The 16,611-nt window shown below is 72.8% G+C and carries 13 protein-coding genes, 1 rRNA gene and 2 pseudogenes; 4 read left to right on the top strand and 12 right to left on the bottom strand.

What is annotated here, in order from left to right:
• Positions 1 to 106: 106 nt before the first annotated feature.
• Positions 107 to 1,909, top strand: a complete 1,803-nt coding sequence (locus ACWEQO_RS31550; RefSeq protein WP_361460618.1) for a glycoside hydrolase family 15 protein — start codon at positions 107 to 109, stop codon at positions 1,907 to 1,909.
• Between the two features lie 132 nt (positions 1,910 to 2,041).
• Positions 2,042 to 2,885 (top strand): annotated as a pseudogene (locus tag ACWEQO_RS31545) (PucR family transcriptional regulator); the annotation flags it as partial.
• Between the two features lie 26 nt (positions 2,886 to 2,911).
• On the opposite strand, the gene ACWEQO_RS31540 reads toward ACWEQO_RS31545, so the two are convergent.
• From ACWEQO_RS31540 to ACWEQO_RS31520, 5 genes are all read right to left on the bottom strand, one after another.
• Positions 2,912 to 4,048, bottom strand: a complete 1,137-nt coding sequence (locus ACWEQO_RS31540) for a glycosyltransferase family 4 protein (protein ID WP_452986070.1) — start codon at positions 4,046 to 4,048, stop codon at positions 2,912 to 2,914.
• A gap of 244 nt (positions 4,049 to 4,292) precedes the next feature.
• Positions 4,293 to 6,011, bottom strand: a complete 1,719-nt coding sequence (gene recN, locus ACWEQO_RS31535) for a DNA repair protein RecN (protein ID WP_361460616.1) — start codon at positions 6,009 to 6,011, stop codon at positions 4,293 to 4,295.
• Positions 6,012 to 6,145: 134 nt separating this feature from the next.
• Entirely contained in the window at positions 6,146 to 7,051 is a 906-nt protein-coding gene (locus tag ACWEQO_RS31530) for an NAD kinase (protein WP_202280504.1), read from the bottom strand.
• Positions 7,048 to 7,863 carry a TlyA family RNA methyltransferase gene (locus tag ACWEQO_RS31525; protein ID WP_361460568.1) on the bottom strand — a complete coding sequence of 272 codons (816 nt, stop codon included), beginning with the start codon at positions 7,861 to 7,863 and terminating at the stop codon, positions 7,048 to 7,050. The genes ACWEQO_RS31530 and ACWEQO_RS31525 overlap by 4 nt, the downstream gene beginning before the upstream one ends.
• Positions 7,864 to 7,870: 7 nt before the next feature.
• The gene (locus ACWEQO_RS31520) at positions 7,871 to 8,248 is read right to left on the bottom strand and encodes a hypothetical protein (protein ID WP_452986069.1); all 378 of its coding nucleotides are present in this window, start codon (positions 8,246 to 8,248) and stop codon (positions 7,871 to 7,873) included.
• Positions 8,249 to 8,290: 42 nt separating this feature from the next.
• On the opposite strand from ACWEQO_RS31520, the gene ACWEQO_RS31515 reads away from it, so the two are divergent.
• The gene (locus tag ACWEQO_RS31515; protein WP_361460565.1) at positions 8,291 to 8,638 is read left to right on the top strand and encodes an SCP2 sterol-binding domain-containing protein; all 348 of its coding nucleotides are present in this window, start codon (positions 8,291 to 8,293) and stop codon (positions 8,636 to 8,638) included.
• Here the strand turns inward: ACWEQO_RS31515 and ACWEQO_RS31510 are convergent.
• The 4 genes from ACWEQO_RS31510 to ACWEQO_RS31495 all read right to left on the bottom strand — a co-directional run bounded on the left by ACWEQO_RS31510 (position 8,622) and on the right by ACWEQO_RS31495 (position 12,758).
• Positions 8,622 to 9,536 (bottom strand): ABC transporter ATP-binding protein, encoded by a 915-nt coding sequence (locus ACWEQO_RS31510; protein ID WP_361460564.1) that lies wholly within the window; start codon positions 9,534 to 9,536, stop codon positions 8,622 to 8,624. The two genes, ACWEQO_RS31515 and ACWEQO_RS31510, sit on opposite strands and share 17 nt — an antisense overlap.
• A complete protein-coding gene (locus ACWEQO_RS31505; RefSeq protein WP_361460562.1) occupies positions 9,533 to 10,570 on the bottom strand; it encodes a FecCD family ABC transporter permease in 1,038 nt (345 codons plus the stop codon). Before ACWEQO_RS31505 ends, ACWEQO_RS31510 begins: the two co-directional genes overlap by 4 nt.
• Entirely contained in the window at positions 10,567 to 11,613 is a 1,047-nt protein-coding gene (locus tag ACWEQO_RS31500; protein WP_361460560.1) for a FecCD family ABC transporter permease, read from the bottom strand. The genes ACWEQO_RS31505 and ACWEQO_RS31500 overlap by 4 nt, the downstream gene beginning before the upstream one ends.
• A 110-nt stretch (positions 11,614 to 11,723) precedes the next feature.
• Complete coding sequence (locus tag ACWEQO_RS31495) at positions 11,724 to 12,758, bottom strand: HAD hydrolase-like protein (protein ID WP_452986068.1); 1,035 nt, start codon at positions 12,756 to 12,758, stop codon at positions 11,724 to 11,726.
• Positions 12,759 to 12,829: 71 nt separating this feature from the next.
• Here ACWEQO_RS31495 and ACWEQO_RS31490 point away from each other — a divergent pair, with 71 nt between their 5' ends.
• Complete coding sequence (locus ACWEQO_RS31490) at positions 12,830 to 14,116, top strand: DUF1015 domain-containing protein (RefSeq protein WP_452986067.1); 1,287 nt, start codon at positions 12,830 to 12,832, stop codon at positions 14,114 to 14,116.
• Positions 14,117 to 14,209: 93 nt separating this feature from the next.
• On the opposite strand, the gene ACWEQO_RS31485 is transcribed toward ACWEQO_RS31490, so the two are convergent.
• From ACWEQO_RS31485 to rrf, 3 genes and pseudogenes are all read right to left on the bottom strand, one after another.
• On the bottom strand, positions 14,210 to 14,974 hold the full coding sequence (locus ACWEQO_RS31485) for a tetratricopeptide repeat protein (RefSeq protein WP_452986083.1): 765 nt from the start codon (positions 14,972 to 14,974) through the stop codon (positions 14,210 to 14,212).
• Between the two features lie 429 nt (positions 14,975 to 15,403).
• Positions 15,404 to 16,093: pseudogene (locus tag ACWEQO_RS31480) on the bottom strand (hypothetical protein); the annotation flags it as partial.
• 225 nt (positions 16,094 to 16,318) lie between these two features.
• Positions 16,319 to 16,435, bottom strand: a 5S ribosomal RNA gene (rrf, locus tag ACWEQO_RS31475).
• Between the last annotated feature and the right edge of the window lie 176 nt (positions 16,436 to 16,611).

Here is a 16,611-nt window from a genome sequence, read left to right as displayed (position 1 = left end):
TTCGTCGCTCAACGACGTATGACGTCACGCACCATTCACTGTCCCCTTGACCGCACTAGCGACAGCCCCCTCGTGGGGTGACGTGGCCGTTCGACTGGAGTTGCACGTGGCCGGGCGCATCGAAGACTACGCACTCATCGGAGACATGCAGACCGCCGCCCTGGTCTGCCGGGACGGCACAGTCGACTGGCTGTGCCTGCCCCGCTTCGACTCGCACGCCATCTTCGCCGGCCTACTGGGCACCGAAGAACACGGCTTCTGGCGGATCGGCCCGGAGCATGCCTCCGACGCCCCGCCGCCGGCCGCGACCCGGCGTGGCTACCGCGGCGACTCGCTGGTCCTGGAGTCGGAGTGGGACACCGAGCACGGCACGGTCCGGGTGATCGATTTCATGCCCCAGCGCGACGGCGCCCCGCAGCTCATCCGCATCGTGGAGGGCGTCTCGGGCCGGGTGCCGATGCGTTCGGCGCTCCGGATGCGTTTCTCCTACGGCCGGGTGGTGCCGTGGGTGCACCGGCACGAGGGGCGCACGGTCGCCGTCGCGGGACCGGACTCGGTGTGGTTCGACACGCCCTCCGAGACGTACGGGGAGTCGCTGACGACGTACTCGGACTTCACGGTGGCGCCGGGCGACCGGATCGCCTTCACGCTCTCGTGGCAGCCCTCGCACAAGGAGCCGCCGCCGCTGCCGGAGCCGGAGCAGTCGCTGGAGGCGACCGAGGAGTTCTGGCGGGAGTGGGTGGAGCACTGTACGTACCACGGCCCCTACCGCGAGGCCGTGATCCGCTCCCTGATCACGCTGAAGGCCCTCACCTACGCCCCGACCGGCGGCATCGTCGCCGCGCCCACCACCTCCCTGCCGGAGGAGATCGGCGGCGTCCGCAACTGGGACTACCGCTACACCTGGCTGCGGGACGCGGCGATCACCCTGTCCTCGCTGCTGCGCACCGGCTACCGCGAGGAGGCCCGCGCCTGGCGCGAGTGGCTGCTGCGCGCGGTGGCCGGCGACCCGGAGAACCTGCAGATCATGTACGGCATCGCCGGTGAGCGCGAGCTCGGCGAGGCGGAGCTGGACTGGCTGCCCGGCTACGAGAACTCGACCCCGGTCCGGGTGGGCAACGGCGCGGCGCACCAGCTCCAGCTGGACGTGTACGGCGAGGTCACCGAGGCCCTGCACCTGGCCCACATGACGGGCCTGACACGCAACGACTACGCGTCCCTGCTCCAGGTGAAGCTGATCTCCTACCTGGAGAAGCACTGGACGGAGCCGGACGAGGGCATCTGGGAGGTGCGCGGCCCGCGTCGCCACTTCGTGCACTCGAAGGTGATGGCCTGGGTCGCCGTCGACCGCACCATCAAGCTCATCGAGTCCGGTGACGCGGACGGCCCGCTGGAGCGCTGGAAGCAGCTGCGCGACGACATCCACCGGGACGTGTGCGAGAAGGGCTACGACAAGGAGCGCAACACGTTCACGCAGTCGTACGGCTCCAAGGAGCTGGACGCCGCACTGCTGCTGATCCCGCAGGTGGGCTTCCTGCCGCCGGACGACAAGCGGGTGATCGGCACCATCGAGGCGATCCAGCGCGAGCTGTCCACCCCGGACGGCTTCATCCTGCGGTACCCGACGGAGGGCGTCGACGAAGGCGTCGACGGGCTGCCGGGGGACGAGGGCGCGTTCCTCGCCGTCTCGTTCTGGATGGCCGACGACCTGGCGATGATCGGCCGCGTGGACGAGGCCCGCCGGCTGTTCGAGAAGCTGCTGGCCCTGCGCAACGACCTCGGTCTGCTCGCCGAGGAGTGGGACTCGGTCAACCAGCGCCAGGTCGGCAACTTCCCCCAGGCCTTCAGCCACGTCCCCCTCATCGACACGGCCCTGCGCCTGACGGCGTCGGGGGCGTACGGGGGCTGAGGAGCCCGCCCGACGGCACCCGTGCGCCCCGTGCGCACGGGTGCCGTCCGGGGCATGGGCGGCGGCGACAGGGGCGGTGACGGCGGATACGACACGCAGGGTGCCGGGGTCACCGTGCGGCAGGCGCTGGAGCTGCCCGCGGTGGTGCTGATGCGGGCCCGTCAGGGGGAGGAACCGGCGGCACGCGGCCGCGGCGACTTCCTCGTCGACCTCGCCGAGGGCCGAATCGCCCCGCAGGACGCGCTCGCGCAGGCGCGCGTGCCGGCTTTCAGGCCGGGCGCCGGCCCGCTGCTCCCGGTGGTGATGCGGATCGACGACGTGCTGTCCCCGCGGGGCGGCGGCTGGGCGGTGCCGGCCCGTGCGGTCGCCGGGGAGCCGTCTCGCTCGGGTCCCCGTGCTGCTGGGTGTGCGGCCGGTGGAGGGGCGAGTGCCGCTGCTGCTCGGGCTGCGCGCGGACGGAACGGCCGGCGCTCGCGGACCGGGGGCGGCGGCACTGCGTGCCGGGCGGAGCGGGCGGGGACGATGCCGCCGGGGGCGCGGCCGCCCGCGGTGGTGGTCGGGGCGGCCGGTGACCGGGCGGCACCGTCGACGGGTCTGCGGCACGCGGCCCGGACCGCGAGCGCGGCGCAGGGGCTGCCGGACCGTCCCTGGTACGACGCCCGCCGCCTGGACATCGGCCTGCTGATGCGGCGGCTGCGCGACCAGCCGGGCCTGGCGGCCTGCGGGGGCCGCGCGATCGGCCCGGTCCTGGACCACGACCGCCGCTCGAGGCCGCCCGCCCTGGAGACCTGTCCGGCCCGTGCGGGCCGCGAGGCGGAGACGGCCCACGAACTGCGTCTGAACCGCCGGACGCTGTACACCCGGCCGGCCAGGATCGGAGTAGTCGCCGGGCAGCGACCTCGACGAGCCGCACACGGTCCTGATCCCGGGCCCGGCCCCGCGGGCACGGCGGCACGTGCCCCGACGCGGCAGATGACGTCAGATCAGAGGTCAGATCAGACGTCAGGTCAGCGGACGGTGCTGCGTCAACTCGTCGTAGACGCTGAGCACCTGGGCCACCGCCTCGTCCTCCGTCGGCCACCCGGCCGCCTGCCGGGTGCCCTCGGCCCTGAGTTCCTCCCGGCGCCGCGGGTCGCCCAGCAGCCGTACGACGGAGTCGGCGAGCGCACGCGCGTTGCCGTGCGGGACGAGTTCGGCGGCGTCACCGACGAGTTCGGGCATGCCGCCGGCCCTGGTCGCCACGAGCGGTACGCGCGCCTGGAGGGCCTGCTGGGCGAGCACGGAGCGCCCCTCGCACCGGCTCGGCAGCAGCGCGAGGTCCGCGGCCCCGAGCAGCCCGGTGACGTCGTCGCATCGCCCGATGAGCCGGACCGGCAGCTCCTCGTCCGCGATCCGCCGTTGGAGTTCACCGCGCAGCGGGCCCTCCCCCGCGACGACGAGCAGCGGCACGGGGTCGAGGCGGCGCCACCCGTGCGCGGCGTCCAGCAGGGTGTGGTGGCCCCGGCGCCGTTCCAGGGAACCGGCCGCGACCAGTAAGGGGCGGCCGACGGCGCCGAGTTCGGCACGTAGTTTGGCCCGCGCCCCTTCGGGGTCCTCCGGCTCCCCGGCCGTGCGGGGCGCGGGGAGGGCGACGGCCGCCAGCCGCGCGTCCCGCGCTCCGGTCCGGCGGGCCCGGTCGACCAGGGCGGAGGTGGTTCCGAGCACCACGGTGGCCGCCTTGACCACCCTCCGCTCCAGCAGCCGCAGGAAGTGCGCGCGGGCGCCGTCGGCGGGCGCCCGGTCGTGCCAGGTGACGATCAACGGGGTGTGCCGGCCGCCGAGGGCGAGCACGGTCCGGAAGGAGGCGTGCAGTCCGTGCGCGTGCACCAGGTCGGCGTTCGCACAGGCCGTCCGCAGGGCGGCCACCGAGCCGGGGTCGCTGCTGCGCGGGACGTGTACGTGGCCGGCACCGACGCCCGTGAAGTCGTGGGTGTGCTCCGCCTCGGCGGGGGCGCACACCGTGACCCGCACGCCCCGTGCGACGAGCCCGGCTGCCAGTGAGCGCACATGGGCGCTGGTGGCGGCGTTGCCACCGCCCAGCACCTGCACGGTGCGCAGCGGCGACTGGCCGTGCGGTGAGTGGCTGCTCACGGGGGTCACGTGGCCGAGCTCCTGGTTCGGGTCGGATGGTCCCGAAGAACGTACAGAAGGACCGTGCGGAGGGGGTGTACCGCACGGTCTCCTACGCGTGCTCCGTCCAGCATGCCAGGACACCAGGGGATCGCGGCGACGACGGGAGCACCCGCCTGTACCGGACCGGACAGAAACTTCACCCACACGAGTGAAAAACCTCCCACGGGCCGGGACCCCGGCCCGTGGGCCGGGGTCCCGGGAGGTACGACGGCTAGCCGTCCGCGCGGGCCGTCGCCAGGAGTTCCTCCGCGTGGGCCCGGGCCGTCTCGGAGTTCTCCTGGCCGGCCAGCATCCGGGAGAGTTCCCGGATCCGTTCCTCCCCTTCGAGCACCTTCACGCCGGACCGGGTGACCGACCCGTCGTCGGTCTTCGCCACCAGCAGCTGCCGGTCGGCGAACGCGGCCACCTGCGGCAGGTGCGTGACGACCACGACCTGGGCGCTCTTGGCCAGTTTGGCGAGCCGCCGTCCGATCTCGACGGCCGCCTTGCCGCCGACACCGGCGTCCACCTCGTCGAACAGATACGTCGGCACCGGGTCCGTCCCGGCGAACACGACCTCCACGGCCAGCATCACGCGCGACAGCTCACCGCCGGACGCGCCCTTGGCGATGGGCCGGGGCGGCGCCCCGGGGTGCGGGGCCAGCAGCAGCTCGACCTCGTCCACACCCGAGGGTCCGTGGGCGACGGTGCGCCCGCCGACCTCGATGCCGTCCGGGTCCTCCGTCTGCCGGATGTCGAACGACACGCGCGCGTGCGGCATGGCGAGGGAGGCCAGCTCCGCGGTGACGGCCGCCGCGAACCGCTCCGCGGCCTCGGTCCGTGCCTCCGACAGCGCCTGCGCCAGCCCGCCCAGTTCGGCGCGCAGACCGTCCCGCTCGGCGGTGAGTTCCTCGATCCGCTCGTCGTCCCCGTCCAGTTCCGTGAGCCGCGCGGCGCTCTGTTCGGCCCAGGCCAGCACGGCGGCGACGTCCTCGCCGTACTTGCGGGTCAGCCCGGTGAGCGCGGCCCGCCGCTCCTCGACGGCGGCCAGCCGCAGCGGGTCGGCGTCCAGGTCCTCGGCGTACCCGGCGAGCTCCCCGGCCACGTCACGCAGCAGGATGCCGACCTCACCGATCCGGTCGGTGAGCGCGGCCAGCGCGGGATCGTGCGCCCGGACGGCCTCCAGGGCCCGCTGGGCGCCCGCGACGAGCGTTCCGGCGTCGACGCCCTCGGGGTCCTCCGGATTGCCGGCGAGGGCGGTGTGCGCGGCGTGCGCGGCGGACGCCAGGGCCTCGGCGTGACCGAGCCGCTCGGCCTCCTCGGCCAGCTCCACGTCCTCACCGGCGCGGGGCTCCACGGCGGCGATCTCGTCGAGCCCGAAGCGCAGCATGTCGGCCTCCTGGGCCCGCTCACGCGCGCGCGTGGTGATCTGTTCGAGCTCCGCGGCGACGGCCCGCAGCCGCTTGTACGCCCCGGTGTACTTGGCGAGCGGACCGGCGACCGCGTCGCCCGCGTACCGGTCGAGCGCCTGCCGCTGCCGGGACTGCTTCAGCAGCCCCTGCTGGTCGGTCTGCCCGTGCACGGCCACCAGGTCGTCGGCGAGTTCGGCGAGCAGCCCCACGGGCACGCTCCGCCCGCCCAGGTGCGCCCGTGAGCGCCCCTCGGCGGAGACGGTACGGCTGATCAGCAGCGCTCCGTCGTCGAGCTCGGCCCCGGCCTCCTCGGCCCGTACGACGGCCGCGGCGTCCTCGGGCACGGCGATCCGCCCCTCGACGACCGCGTTCCTGGCACCGATCCGCACCAGGGCCGCGTCCGCCCTTCCGCCCAGCAGCAGCCCGAGGCTGGTGACCACCATGGTCTTGCCCGCGCCCGTCTCACCGGTGACGGCGGTGAAGCCTGGTGACAGCTCGACCACGGCGTCGTCGATGACTCCGAGCGACCGTATCCGCATCTCCTCCAACACGTCCCAGACCTTACGAGGTTTTCCTCGCGCTGTGCGACGCCGCCCCCCGCCCGTGCGGGATCACGGCAGGCCGTCACCCGTGCGTGGGAACCCTCCCCTACCGGCCCACACCGAGGCACTCCCTAGTGCGGAGCCCCCCGCCACCCCGAGACCGGCAGGGCGAACTTCGCGACCAGCCGGTCCGTGAACGAGGCGTGATGCAGCCGGGCCAGTCGTACCGGCACCGCGCCGCGCCGCACCTCGACCCGCGCCCCGGGCGGCAGCTCCAGGGTCCGCCGCCCGTCGCACCAGAGCACACCCGGCGGAACGTGCGGCAGGACCTCCACGGCCAGCACCGAGTCCGGCGAGGTCACCAGCGGCTTGGCGAACAGCGCGTGCGCGCTGATCGGCACCATCAGCAGCGCCTCGACCTCCGGCCACACCACGGGCCCGCCCGCGGAGAACGCGTACGCGGTGGATCCGGTCGGGGTGGCGCACACGATCCCGTCGCAGCCGAATCCGGTCACCGGCCGCCCGTCGATCTCCAGCACGACCTCCAGCATCCGCTCGGCGGACACCTTCTGCACGGCCGCCTCGTTCAGCGCCCAGTCCGTGTGCACGATGGTGCCGTTGCGGTGCACGACGACGTCGACGGTCATCCGCTCCTCGACCTCGTACGCCTTGCTCACCACCCGGTCGACGACCTTGTCGAGGTCGTCCCGTTCGGCCTCGGCGAGGAACCCGACGCTGCCGAGGTTCACCCCGAGCATCGGCACCCCCGAGGCGCGGGCGAACTCCGCGCCGCGCAGCAGCGTGCCGTCACCGCCCAGCACGATCAGCAGTTCGCAGCCGTCGAGGCACTCGGGCGTGGCCTCCTTGACGGTCTCCACCTCGTCCGGCAGCGGCAGGTCCTGCGCCTCGGTCTCCAGCACCCGTACGCCGAGCCCGGAACGCAGCAGCCCCTTGACCACGAGTTCCGCGCTGCGGATGGCCGCGGGGCGGCCGGTGTGGGCGAGCAGGAAAACAGTACGCACTCGATTCGGTGTCAACGCGGCCCCTCCGCCACTGCACGGTCAACGTCGGCCGGGTCCAGTTCCGGTGCCCCGGCCCGCAGCCACAGAAAGTATTCGACATTCCCCGAGGGTCCGGGCAGCGGACTCGCCGTCACGCCCTTCGCCCCCAGTCCCAGCTCCCAGGCCTTGGCGGCCACCCCCCGCACGGCGTCGGCGCGCAGCTCCGGGCTGCGGACGACTCCCCCGCTGCCCAGCCGCTCCTTGCCCACCTCGAACTGCGGCTTGACCATCATCACCAGATCGGCGTCCGGCCTCGCGCACCGTGCCAGGGCGGGCAGGACCAGCCCGAGCGGGATGAAGGAAAGATCCCCCACGACAAGATCCACAGGCTCCCCATCGATTGCTTCAAGCGTCAACTCCCGTACGTTCGTACGGTCCTTGACGGTGACGCGTTCATCGTTCCGGAGAGACCACGCGAGTTGTCCGTATCCGACGTCCACGGCGACCACGTGCGCGGCCCCGGCCCGCAGCAGGACGTCGGTGAAGCCGCCGGTCGAGGCGCCGGCGTCCAGCGCCCGCCGCCCCTCGACGACCAGCCCCCGGGGCACGAAGGCCTCGAGGGCGCCGGCCAGCTTGTGGCCGCCGCGCGACACGTAGTCCGGGTCGCCGGCGTCCTCGGCGACGAGGATCGCGGCGGCGGTCTCCACCTGCGTGGCGGGCTTGGTCGCGACGGTCTTCCCGACACTGACCCGCCCCGCGGCGATCAGCTGGCCGGCGTGTTCACGCGAGCGCGCGAGCTTCCGGCGGACCAGCTCCGCGTCGAGACGGCGGCGTGCGACTCCTGCCACGTTCGGTTCAGCTCCCCTGTCGGTGCGGCGAATGGGACCCGTGGCCCGAAGGACCTCGTTGAGGGATGGTCGGGTGACGGGTGGGAGCCGGCGGCCCCGGACGGGTGTCGAGCGCGGTGAGCGCGTCGCGCAGCCCCCGGTGCACATCTTCGTACACCTCGGCGTGGCCGTCCGTGGTGAGGTGGTCGGCGTCGGCCAGCCGCTCCAGCCGCGCGTCCACCTCGGCGTCGCCGGTGGGGGTGCGGGGCACGTCCAGGGGGGCGGGGGCCGTGGGGGCGTACTCGGGCGCGGTGCGGGAAGCGGTGTCCTCGACCGGTGGTGCGTCGTGCTCTCCCCGCGGGGGCGGCTGCTGCGCGCCCCCCGGCTGGGGTACTGCGTCGTTCATGCCCCGACGCTACCGCGAACCACTGGGGTACCGTCGTCCGCGATGGCCACGATCGAGGAGTGCCGTGCCGCACTCAGCAGACTCTCGGACAACATGCGGCACGCCGAGGGGAACGTCCGCGCGGCCGCTGCGATGGAGCGCTCCGTCAGCTGTCACATCACCGACCTGGAGGTGACCTTCGTCGGCCGCCTCACCGGCGGACGGATCGCGGTGCACGACACCCTGGAGGGCCCTCCGCGTGAGAAGGCCCAGCTCAGGCTCGCCATGAAGGGGGACGACCTGCTGGCCCTGGTCGACGGCGAACTGCACTTCGCCAGGGCCTGGGCTTCCGGCCGGGTGAGGCTGGAGGCGGGTCTGCTCGACCTGTTCCACCTCAGGAAGCTTCTCTAGCGCCCACCTTCTCCTGCCGGTCGGTCCGCCCGGTTCCGGCCGCGGCGCGCGCCTTGCGGGCCGCCGGCACGATCAGGGGCGTCCCCGTCTCGGGGTCGTCGATGACCTGGCAGCTCAGCCCGAAGACCCGCTCGACCAGTTCGGCGGTGACGATCTCCTTCGGCGCGCCCTGCGCGATGACCTTCCCCGCGCGCAGGGCGATGAGGTGGGTGGCGTACCGGGCGGCGTGGTTGAGGTCGTGCAGGACGGCGACCAGGGTGCGCCCCTGCTCCTCGTGCAGTTCCGCACACAGGTCGAGCACGTCGATCTGGTGCTGGATGTCCAGGTAGGTCGTGGGCTCGTCGAGGAGCAGCAGCGGGGTCTCCTGGGCGAGCGCCATGGCGATCCACACGCGCTGGCGCTGCCCGCCGGAGAGTTCGTCGACATGGCGCTCGCCGAGATCCGCGATGCCGGTCCGGGCCATCGACTCCCGGACGACCCGCTCGTCCTCGGCCGACCACTGGCGCAGGATGCCCTGGTGCGGGTACCGGCCCCGGCCCACCAGGTCGGCGACGGTGATCCCGTCGGGCGCGATCGACGACTGGGGCAGCAGTCCGAGGGTGCGGGCGACCTTCTTCGCGGGCATCGACTGGATGACCTGGCCGTCCAGCAGCACCCGCCCCTGGGCGGGTTTCAGCATGCGCGACAGCGCCCGCAGGAGCGTCGACTTGCCGCAGGCGTTCGGGCCGACGATCACGGTGAAGGAGTTGTCCGGTATCTCCACCGACAGGTGCTCGGCGATGACACGCTGGTCGTAGGCGAGGGTGACGTCCTCGGCGGACAGTCGGTTCACGGTGCTCCTTCGGTTGTTCCGTCCGCCGCCGGCGGTGGTGGGGTTCCTGGCGCTCCAGGCGCTCATATCCGGCCCGCCTTGCGCTCGGTGACCAGCAGCCACAGCAGGTAGACGCCGCCGAGCACCCCGGTGACCACTCCCACGGGCAACTGCTCGGCGCCGAAGGCCCGCTGCGAGATCCAGTCGGCGCTCACCAGCAGGGCGGCGCCCATGCACATCGATGCCACCAGGTTGGGTCCGGGCGAACGGGTCAGGCGCCGGGCGAGCTGCGGCGCGGTGAGCGCGACGAAGCCGACCGGCCCGGAGGCGGCGGTCGCGGACGCGGTGAGCAGTACGGCGGAGAGCATCAGCAGCAGCCGTACGCGCTCCACCCGGACCCCGAGGGCGTATGAGATGTCGTCGCCCATCTCCATCATCCTGAGCCCGCGGGAGTTGGCCAGGACCAGCGGCACGAGGACGACGCACAGCGCGAGCAGGGGCCAGACCTGGTCCCAGTCACGGCCGTCGAGGGAGCCGGTCATCCACACCACCGCACGGGCCGCGTCGACGATGTCGGACTTGGTGAGCAGATAGCCGTTGACCGCGGTGACGATCGCGGAGACACCGATGCCGACCAGGACCAGCCGGTATCCGTGCACGCCCCGCTTCCAGGCGAGCACATAGATGGCGAACCCGGTCACCAGCCCGCCGATCAGTGCACCGACGGCGACCTGGTTGGCGGTCCCGGAGAACAGCACGATCATCACGAGCGCGCCGGCCGTGGCGCCCTGGCCGAGACCGAGGACGTCCGGACTGCCCAGCGGGTTGCGGGAGATGGACTGGAACAGCGCACCGCCCAGCCCGAGCGAGACGCCGACCAGCAGCCCGACCAGCACCCGGGGCAGCCGCAGTTCGGTGACGATGAACTCCTGGCCCGGGTCGCCCTCGCCCAGCAGGGTCCGGATCACGTCGGCGGCCGGTATCGGGAAGTCACCGGTGCCGATCAGCACCACGCTCGCGGTGAGCGCCACCAGCAGGAGCAGGACGGCGACGACGAGGGCCCGCACGTCCACCCGGAACGAGAGGCCGCCCGGCGTCCGCACAGCACGGTTGGTCTTCACAGCTGGGCCGTCCTCCGCCGTCGTACGAGAAAGATGAAGACCGGGCCGCCGATGATCGCGGTGACGATGCCGACCTGGAGTTCCGCGGGCCGGGCCAGCACCCGGCCGAGGACGTCGGCGCCGAGCAGCAGCACCGGCGACAGGACGGCCGCGTACGGCAGGATCCAGCGCAGGTCGGGTCCGGTGAACGAGCGCACGACGTGCGGCACCATCAGACCCACGAAGACGATCGGCCCGCAGGCGGCCGTCGCGGCCCCGCACAGCACGGTCGCGGCGAGCATGGCCAGTGCCCGCGTGCGGTTCAGGTTGGCGCCGAGGGCCCTGGCGGTGTCGTCGCCCATGGCCATGGCGTTCAGCGGCCGGGCGAGCAGCAGCGCCAGCACGAACCCGACCAGCAGGAACGGCAGTACCTGCCGGATGACCGAGCCGCTCGCCGAGGACAGCGACCCGACCGTCCAGAAGCGCATCCGCCCCAGGGCCGCCTGGTCCAGGATCATCACCGCCTGGAGGTAGCCGAACAGCGCCGCGGTGATCGCGGTGCCGGCCAGCACCAGGCGCACCGGGGTCGCGCCCCGGCTGCCGCCGAGGAACCACACCAGGGCCCCGACCGCGGCCGCCCCGCAGAACGCGAACCACACATAGCCCGACAGCGAGGTGACGCCGAAGAAGGTGATGGCCGTGACGACCGCCGCCGACGCGCCCGCGTTGATGCCGAGCAGTCCCGGATCGGCGAGCGGATTACGGGTGAGCGCCTGCAGCACCGCCCCCGCCAGGCCGAGCGCGGCGCCGGCCAGCGCGCCGAGCAGGGTCCGTGACAGCCGGTCGGCGACGACGACGTCACCGTAGGTGCCCGATTGCTCGAACAGGCCGTGCCAGACCTGGTCCAGGGACAGGTCCTTCGCCCCGATCGCGAGGCTCGCCAGGGCGATGGCCCCCAGGATCGCGGCGGAGAGGACCAGTCCGAGGACACGTGACATCGCCCGGCGGTTCGGGAGCGCGGGGGCGATGTCCGCGCGCGGTTCGGAAGGACTGTCGACCAACACGCAGTTAGGTTAGCCTACCCTCCCAAGCGATCACGATCCTGAGATTCTGAGGTGCTGGGGTGCTGAGGTGCCGGGGTTCTGAGGTGCTGGGGTGCTGGATCGAGGCGGCCTCACAAACCCAGCCGGGCCAGCGCCTTCGCTCCGTCCCCCGTGCACACGCCGTCGCCCGCCGCTGTCCACGCCGCCGCGCACAACGCCCGCAGCCCGTCCAGAGCGGCACCGCTCCCGTCCAGCGTCAGAACCCCGCCGTCCGCTGCCGCCGTCCAGCCACCGCACCGGAATCCGCCGTCGCCGTCCGCCGCGGTCACCTCCGGCTGCCCGGTGAGCATTCCGCGCAGGTCGGCGTCGACGTAGGTCGGCCGGTGCTGCGGCGGCGCGGCCAGCAGCTGCGCCCCGTCGGTCACTCCGGTCAGCACCAGCAGCGAATCCACCCCGCCGTTGAACGCGCCCTCGATGTCCGTGTCCAGCCGGTCCCCCACCACCAGGGGCCGTTCGGCGCCCGTGCGCAGAATCGTCTCCCGGTGCATCGGCGGCAGCGGCTTGCCCGCGACCTGCGGCTCGGCGCCCGTGGCGATCCGTACGACCTCCACCGCCGCGCCGTTGCCCGGGGCGATGCCCCGCCCGCTGGGGATCGTCAGATCCGTGTTGGACGCGAACCACGGCACCCCGCGCGCGATCGCGTAACTCGCCTCCCCGAACCGGCCCCACGGGAAGTCGGGCCCGCCGTACCCCTGTGCCACCGCGACCGGATCGTCGTCCGCCGACTCCACGGGCACCAGGCCGCGCTCCCTCAGCGCCACCCGCAGTCCCTCGCCGCCGATGACCAGCACCCTGGCGCCCTGCGGCACCTGCTCGCTGATCAGCCGCGCGACCGCCTGCGCCGAGGTGATCACGTCTCCGGCGTCCGTCGGTATCCCCAGCTCCGTCAGATGCGCGGCCACCGTGTCCGGGGTGCGCAGGGCGTTGTTCGTCACGTACGCCAGGTGCATGCCTCCCGCGCGGGCCGTGGCCAGCGAGTCGACCGCGTGGACGATCGCCTCCCCGCCCGCGTACACCACACCGTCGAGGTCGAGCAGCGCCGTGTCGTACGCCTCGCTCAGGGCCTGCCCACTGCCCCCGGGCCTCGTCCTGATGCTCCGGCTCATTCCGCATCGCTCCTCGTTCGACGGCTTTCCCCCGATCATCCCCCATGCCCCCGGCCCCGTACGATGCCCTGATGAAGACTGCAGGTCCCTCGGAAGCAAAGGCGCGCCGAGGCCTGGAACTCACCCCGTTCCAAGGCCTTCGTTACGATCCCGACCGGGTCGGCAGCCTGGCCGCCGTGACATCCCCGCCGTACGACGTCGTCGTCCGCCCCGACGGCCTGCATCACCTGCAGTCCGCCGACCCCTACAACATCGTCCGGCTGATCCTGCCCGAGGCCGACACCCCCGAGGCCCGCAACGCCCAGGCCGCCGACACCCTGGACCGCTGGCGCGCCGAAGGCGTCCTGACCACGGACCCCGAGCCCTGCCTGTACGTCTACGAACAGCGCGACGGCGCCGGACTGCTGCAACGCGGGATCATCGGCGCCCTGCGCGTCTCGGACCCCGAGGAGCGGCTGGTGCTGCCGCACGAGGACGTCATGCCGCACGTCGTCGCCGACCGCGCGGCCCTGATGCTGGCCACGTCCGCGAACCTCGAGCCCCTGCTGCTGAGCTACCCCGGCGACGGTTCGACCGATGCCACCGCCGACCTGATCGAGCGCACGGCCGAGACCCCTCCCCTCCTCGCGACCACCACGGAGGACGGCTTCCAGCACCGGCTGTGGTCCCTCACCGACCCCGCCGACCTGGCCACGGTCCGAACCGATCTGGCCGGCCAGCAGGCCCTCATCGCCGACGGCCACCACCGCTGGGCGACCTACCGCCGGCTCCGCGCGGAGCACCCCTCCCCCAGCCCCTGGGACGACGGCCTGGTGCTCCTGGTCGACACGGCCCGGTATCCGCTGCGTGTCCGCGCGATCCACCGCCTGCTGCACGGCCTGCCCGTCGCGGACGCGCTGGCCGCCCTCCACGGCCTGTTCCGGGTCCGTCGTGTGGACGCCCCGCTGCCGGACGCTATGGAGGTACTGGCCGAGGCGGCCGGCGCGGGCAACGCCTTCCTGCTGGCCGGTGACGGCGCCTTCCACCTCGTCGACCGCCCGGACCCCGATCTGCTGGCCCGCAGCGTCCCCGGCGACCGCCCGGCGGCCTGGCGCACCCTGGACGCCACGGTCCTGCACTCCACGCTCCTGAAGCAGGTGTGGCGCATCCCCGAGGACTCCCCGGCCCATATCGCCTACATCCACGACACGGCCGCGACCGTCGAGAAGGCGGAACGCGACGGCGGTACGGCGGTACTGCTCCACCCGGTCCGTGAGGAGGTCGTCCGCGACCTCGCCCGCCAGGGCGTGACGATGCCCCGCAAGTCGACGTCCTTCGGGCCCAAGCCGGCGTCGGGGCTGGTACTGCGCGCGTTCTGACGGATGGCTCCGGAAACCGGAAAGGGGTGGGATCCCCGGTCGCATGAACCGGAAACCCCACCCCTTCGCGTCCTGCGTCACAGGCGCGAGCCGTCAATCCTTGTCGACGCCGCTCTCGTCCTTGCCCTCTGGGACCCCGGAGTCGGCATCGCTGTCGGCGTCGCTGTCGGCGCTCTCCTCGTCGAGCGCGTCCATGAACTCCACGCCGTCCAGCGTGGCCAGCCGGTCCGAAGCGTCCGTGCTGCCGTCCCGGTCGGCCTCCACGGCCTTCGCGAACCACTCCCGTGCTTCACCGGTCCGCCCGGCGGCGAGAAGCGCATCCGCGTACGCGTACCTCAGCCGCGCGGTCCACGGCTGCACGGAGTGGGAGGCGAGCTCGGAGCTCTGCAGCGTCACGATGGCGGCGTCCAGCTGCCCCATGTCACGCCGAGCGCCGGCCGCGACGAGCCGCATCTCGACCTGCCCGGCCTTGTCGAGCTTCTGCACCTCGGGAGCACCGGCCATGTCCAGTGCCTTCTCCGGCCGCCCGATCCCGCGCTCGCAGTCGGCCATGAGAGGCCACAGCTCCGCGGTCCCGGTCATCCGCCGCGCCGCCCGGAACTCGGCAAGCGCCTCGGAATACTTCTGGTTGGCGTAGGCGGCGAAGCCGGCGGCTTCCCGTACGGCGGCGACACGCGACGCCAGCCGCAGGGCCACCCTGGAGTAGCCGTAGGCGCTCTCGGGGTCCTCGTCGATCAGCCGGGCGACCATCACCAGGTTCCTGGCGACATCGTCCGCGAGGGTCTTGGGCAGGCTCTGCAGCTCCTGCCGTACGTCCTTGTCGATCTCCTCGCCCGTGACGTCCTCGGGGATCGGCAGCCGCTTGATGGGCTCGCGGTCCCGGTCGCGCTCCTCACGGAACCGGTCGCCTCCGTGCCGGTCGTCGCGCCCGCGGAACCCGCCCGGCCGACCGCCCCGGTCATCCCGGCGCGGTCCACGCCCACGGTCGTCGCGGCCTCGGTCGTCGCGCCCCCGGAAGCCACCACGGTCGCGGTCGTCACGGTCGTCACGGCGGAAGCCACCACGGTCCCGGTCGTCACGGTCGTCACGGCGGAAACCACCCCGCTCACCACGGTCGCGGTCGTCGCGCCCGCGGAAACCACCCCGGTCGGCACCGCGGTTGTCCTCGCGCCCACGGTAGCCGCCCCGGTCGCCCCCACGGCTGTCGTCGCGGCCCCGGTAGCCGCCCCGGTCGTCACGGCGGTCGTCACGGCGCCCGTAACCCCGGTCGTCGTCCCGACGGAAGCCGGAACGCTCGCGCTCACCACCACGGTTGTCGTCGCGGCCCCGGTAACCGCCCCGCTCGCCACCACGACTGTCATCGCGACGGAAACCACCCCGCTCACCACGGTCGTCACGGCGGTCGTCCCGACTGCGGTAACCACCGCGCTCGCCGCCACGGTTGTCGTCACGGCGGAAGCCACCACGGTCCCGGTCGTCACGGTCGTCACGGCGGAAACCACCCCGCTCACCACGGTCGCGGTCGTCGCGCCCGCGGAAACCACCCCGGTCGGCACCGCGGTTGTCCTCGCGCCCACGGTAGCCGCCCCGGTCGCCCCCACGGCTGTCGTCGCGGCCCCGGTAGCCGCCCCGGTCGCCCCGGTCGTCACGGCGGTCGTCACGGCGGTCGTCACGGCGCCCGTAACCCCGGTCGTCGTCCCGACGGAAGCCGGAACGCTCGCGCTCACCACCACGGTTGTCGTCGCGGCCCCGGTAACCGCCCCGCTCGCCACCACGACTGTCATCGCGACGGAAACCACCCCGCTCACCACGGTCGTCACGGCGGTCGTCCCGACTGCGGTAACCACCGCGCTCGCCGCCACGGTTGTCGTCACGGCGGAAGCCACCACGGTCCGGCCGGCTGCCACCACGGTCGTCCCGACGGAACCCGCGGTCGCGGTCTCCGTCCCTGCGATCCCCGCGGTCATGGTCACTGAACCGACGCGGGCCTCCTCGCTGACCGCCACGGTCCGAACGGTCACCACTGTCCCGTCGCCGCTGGTCGCGCTCCGGTCGATCGTCGGGAGAGTTGGTGGACATGGGTAGCTCCTGTCTTCGGTACCGCAAGCATTCTCGCGCAGCCGGACCTCCGGCGCGCTCCAGAAATAAAAAAGGACCCTTGGTCCCAGCTGAACGCTGGGACCAAGGGTCCTTCCAAAGATTGTTCGGCGGCGTCCTACTCTCCCACAGGGTCCCCCCTGCAGTACCATCGGCGCTATGGGGCTTAGCTTCCGGGTTCGGAATGTAACCGGGCGTTTCCCCCACGCTATGACCACCGAAACCCTAATGGTTTCGAGCGAACAAGCACACTCTTCTGTTGTGTTCTGCTCAAAGCCGACAACGGTCGTTGTCTCAGAACTGACACAGTGGACGCGAGCAACTGAGGACAAGCCCTCGGCCTATTAGTACCGGTCACCTCCACCCCTTACGGGGCTTCCAGATCCGGCCTATCAACC

It is taken from the genome of Streptomyces sp. NPDC004051 (assembly GCF_053604275.1).
This window is presented reverse-complemented; position numbering and strand designations above follow the sequence as displayed.

What these genes read in the sequence shown, in the direction of transcription:
- recN (WP_361460616.1), bottom strand. Translation starts at nt 6,011, where the DNA reads ATGCGGATACGGTCGCTCGGAGTCATCGACGACGCCGTGGTCGAGCTG.
- ACWEQO_RS31520 (WP_452986069.1), bottom strand. Translation starts at nt 8,248, where the DNA reads ATGAACGACGCAGTACCCCAGCCGGGGGGCGCGCAGCAGCCGCCCCCG.
- ACWEQO_RS31515 (WP_361460565.1), top strand. Translation starts at nt 8,291, where the DNA reads ATGGCCACGATCGAGGAGTGCCGTGCCGCACTCAGCAGACTCTCGGAC.
- ACWEQO_RS31510 (WP_361460564.1), bottom strand. Translation starts at nt 9,536, where the DNA reads ATGAGCGCCTGGAGCGCCAGGAACCCCACCACCGCCGGCGGCGGACGG.
- ACWEQO_RS31495 (WP_452986068.1), bottom strand. Translation starts at nt 12,758, where the DNA reads ATGAGCCGGAGCATCAGGACGAGGCCCGGGGGCAGTGGGCAGGCCCTG.
- ACWEQO_RS31490 (WP_452986067.1), top strand. Translation starts at nt 12,830, where the DNA reads ATGAAGACTGCAGGTCCCTCGGAAGCAAAGGCGCGCCGAGGCCTGGAA.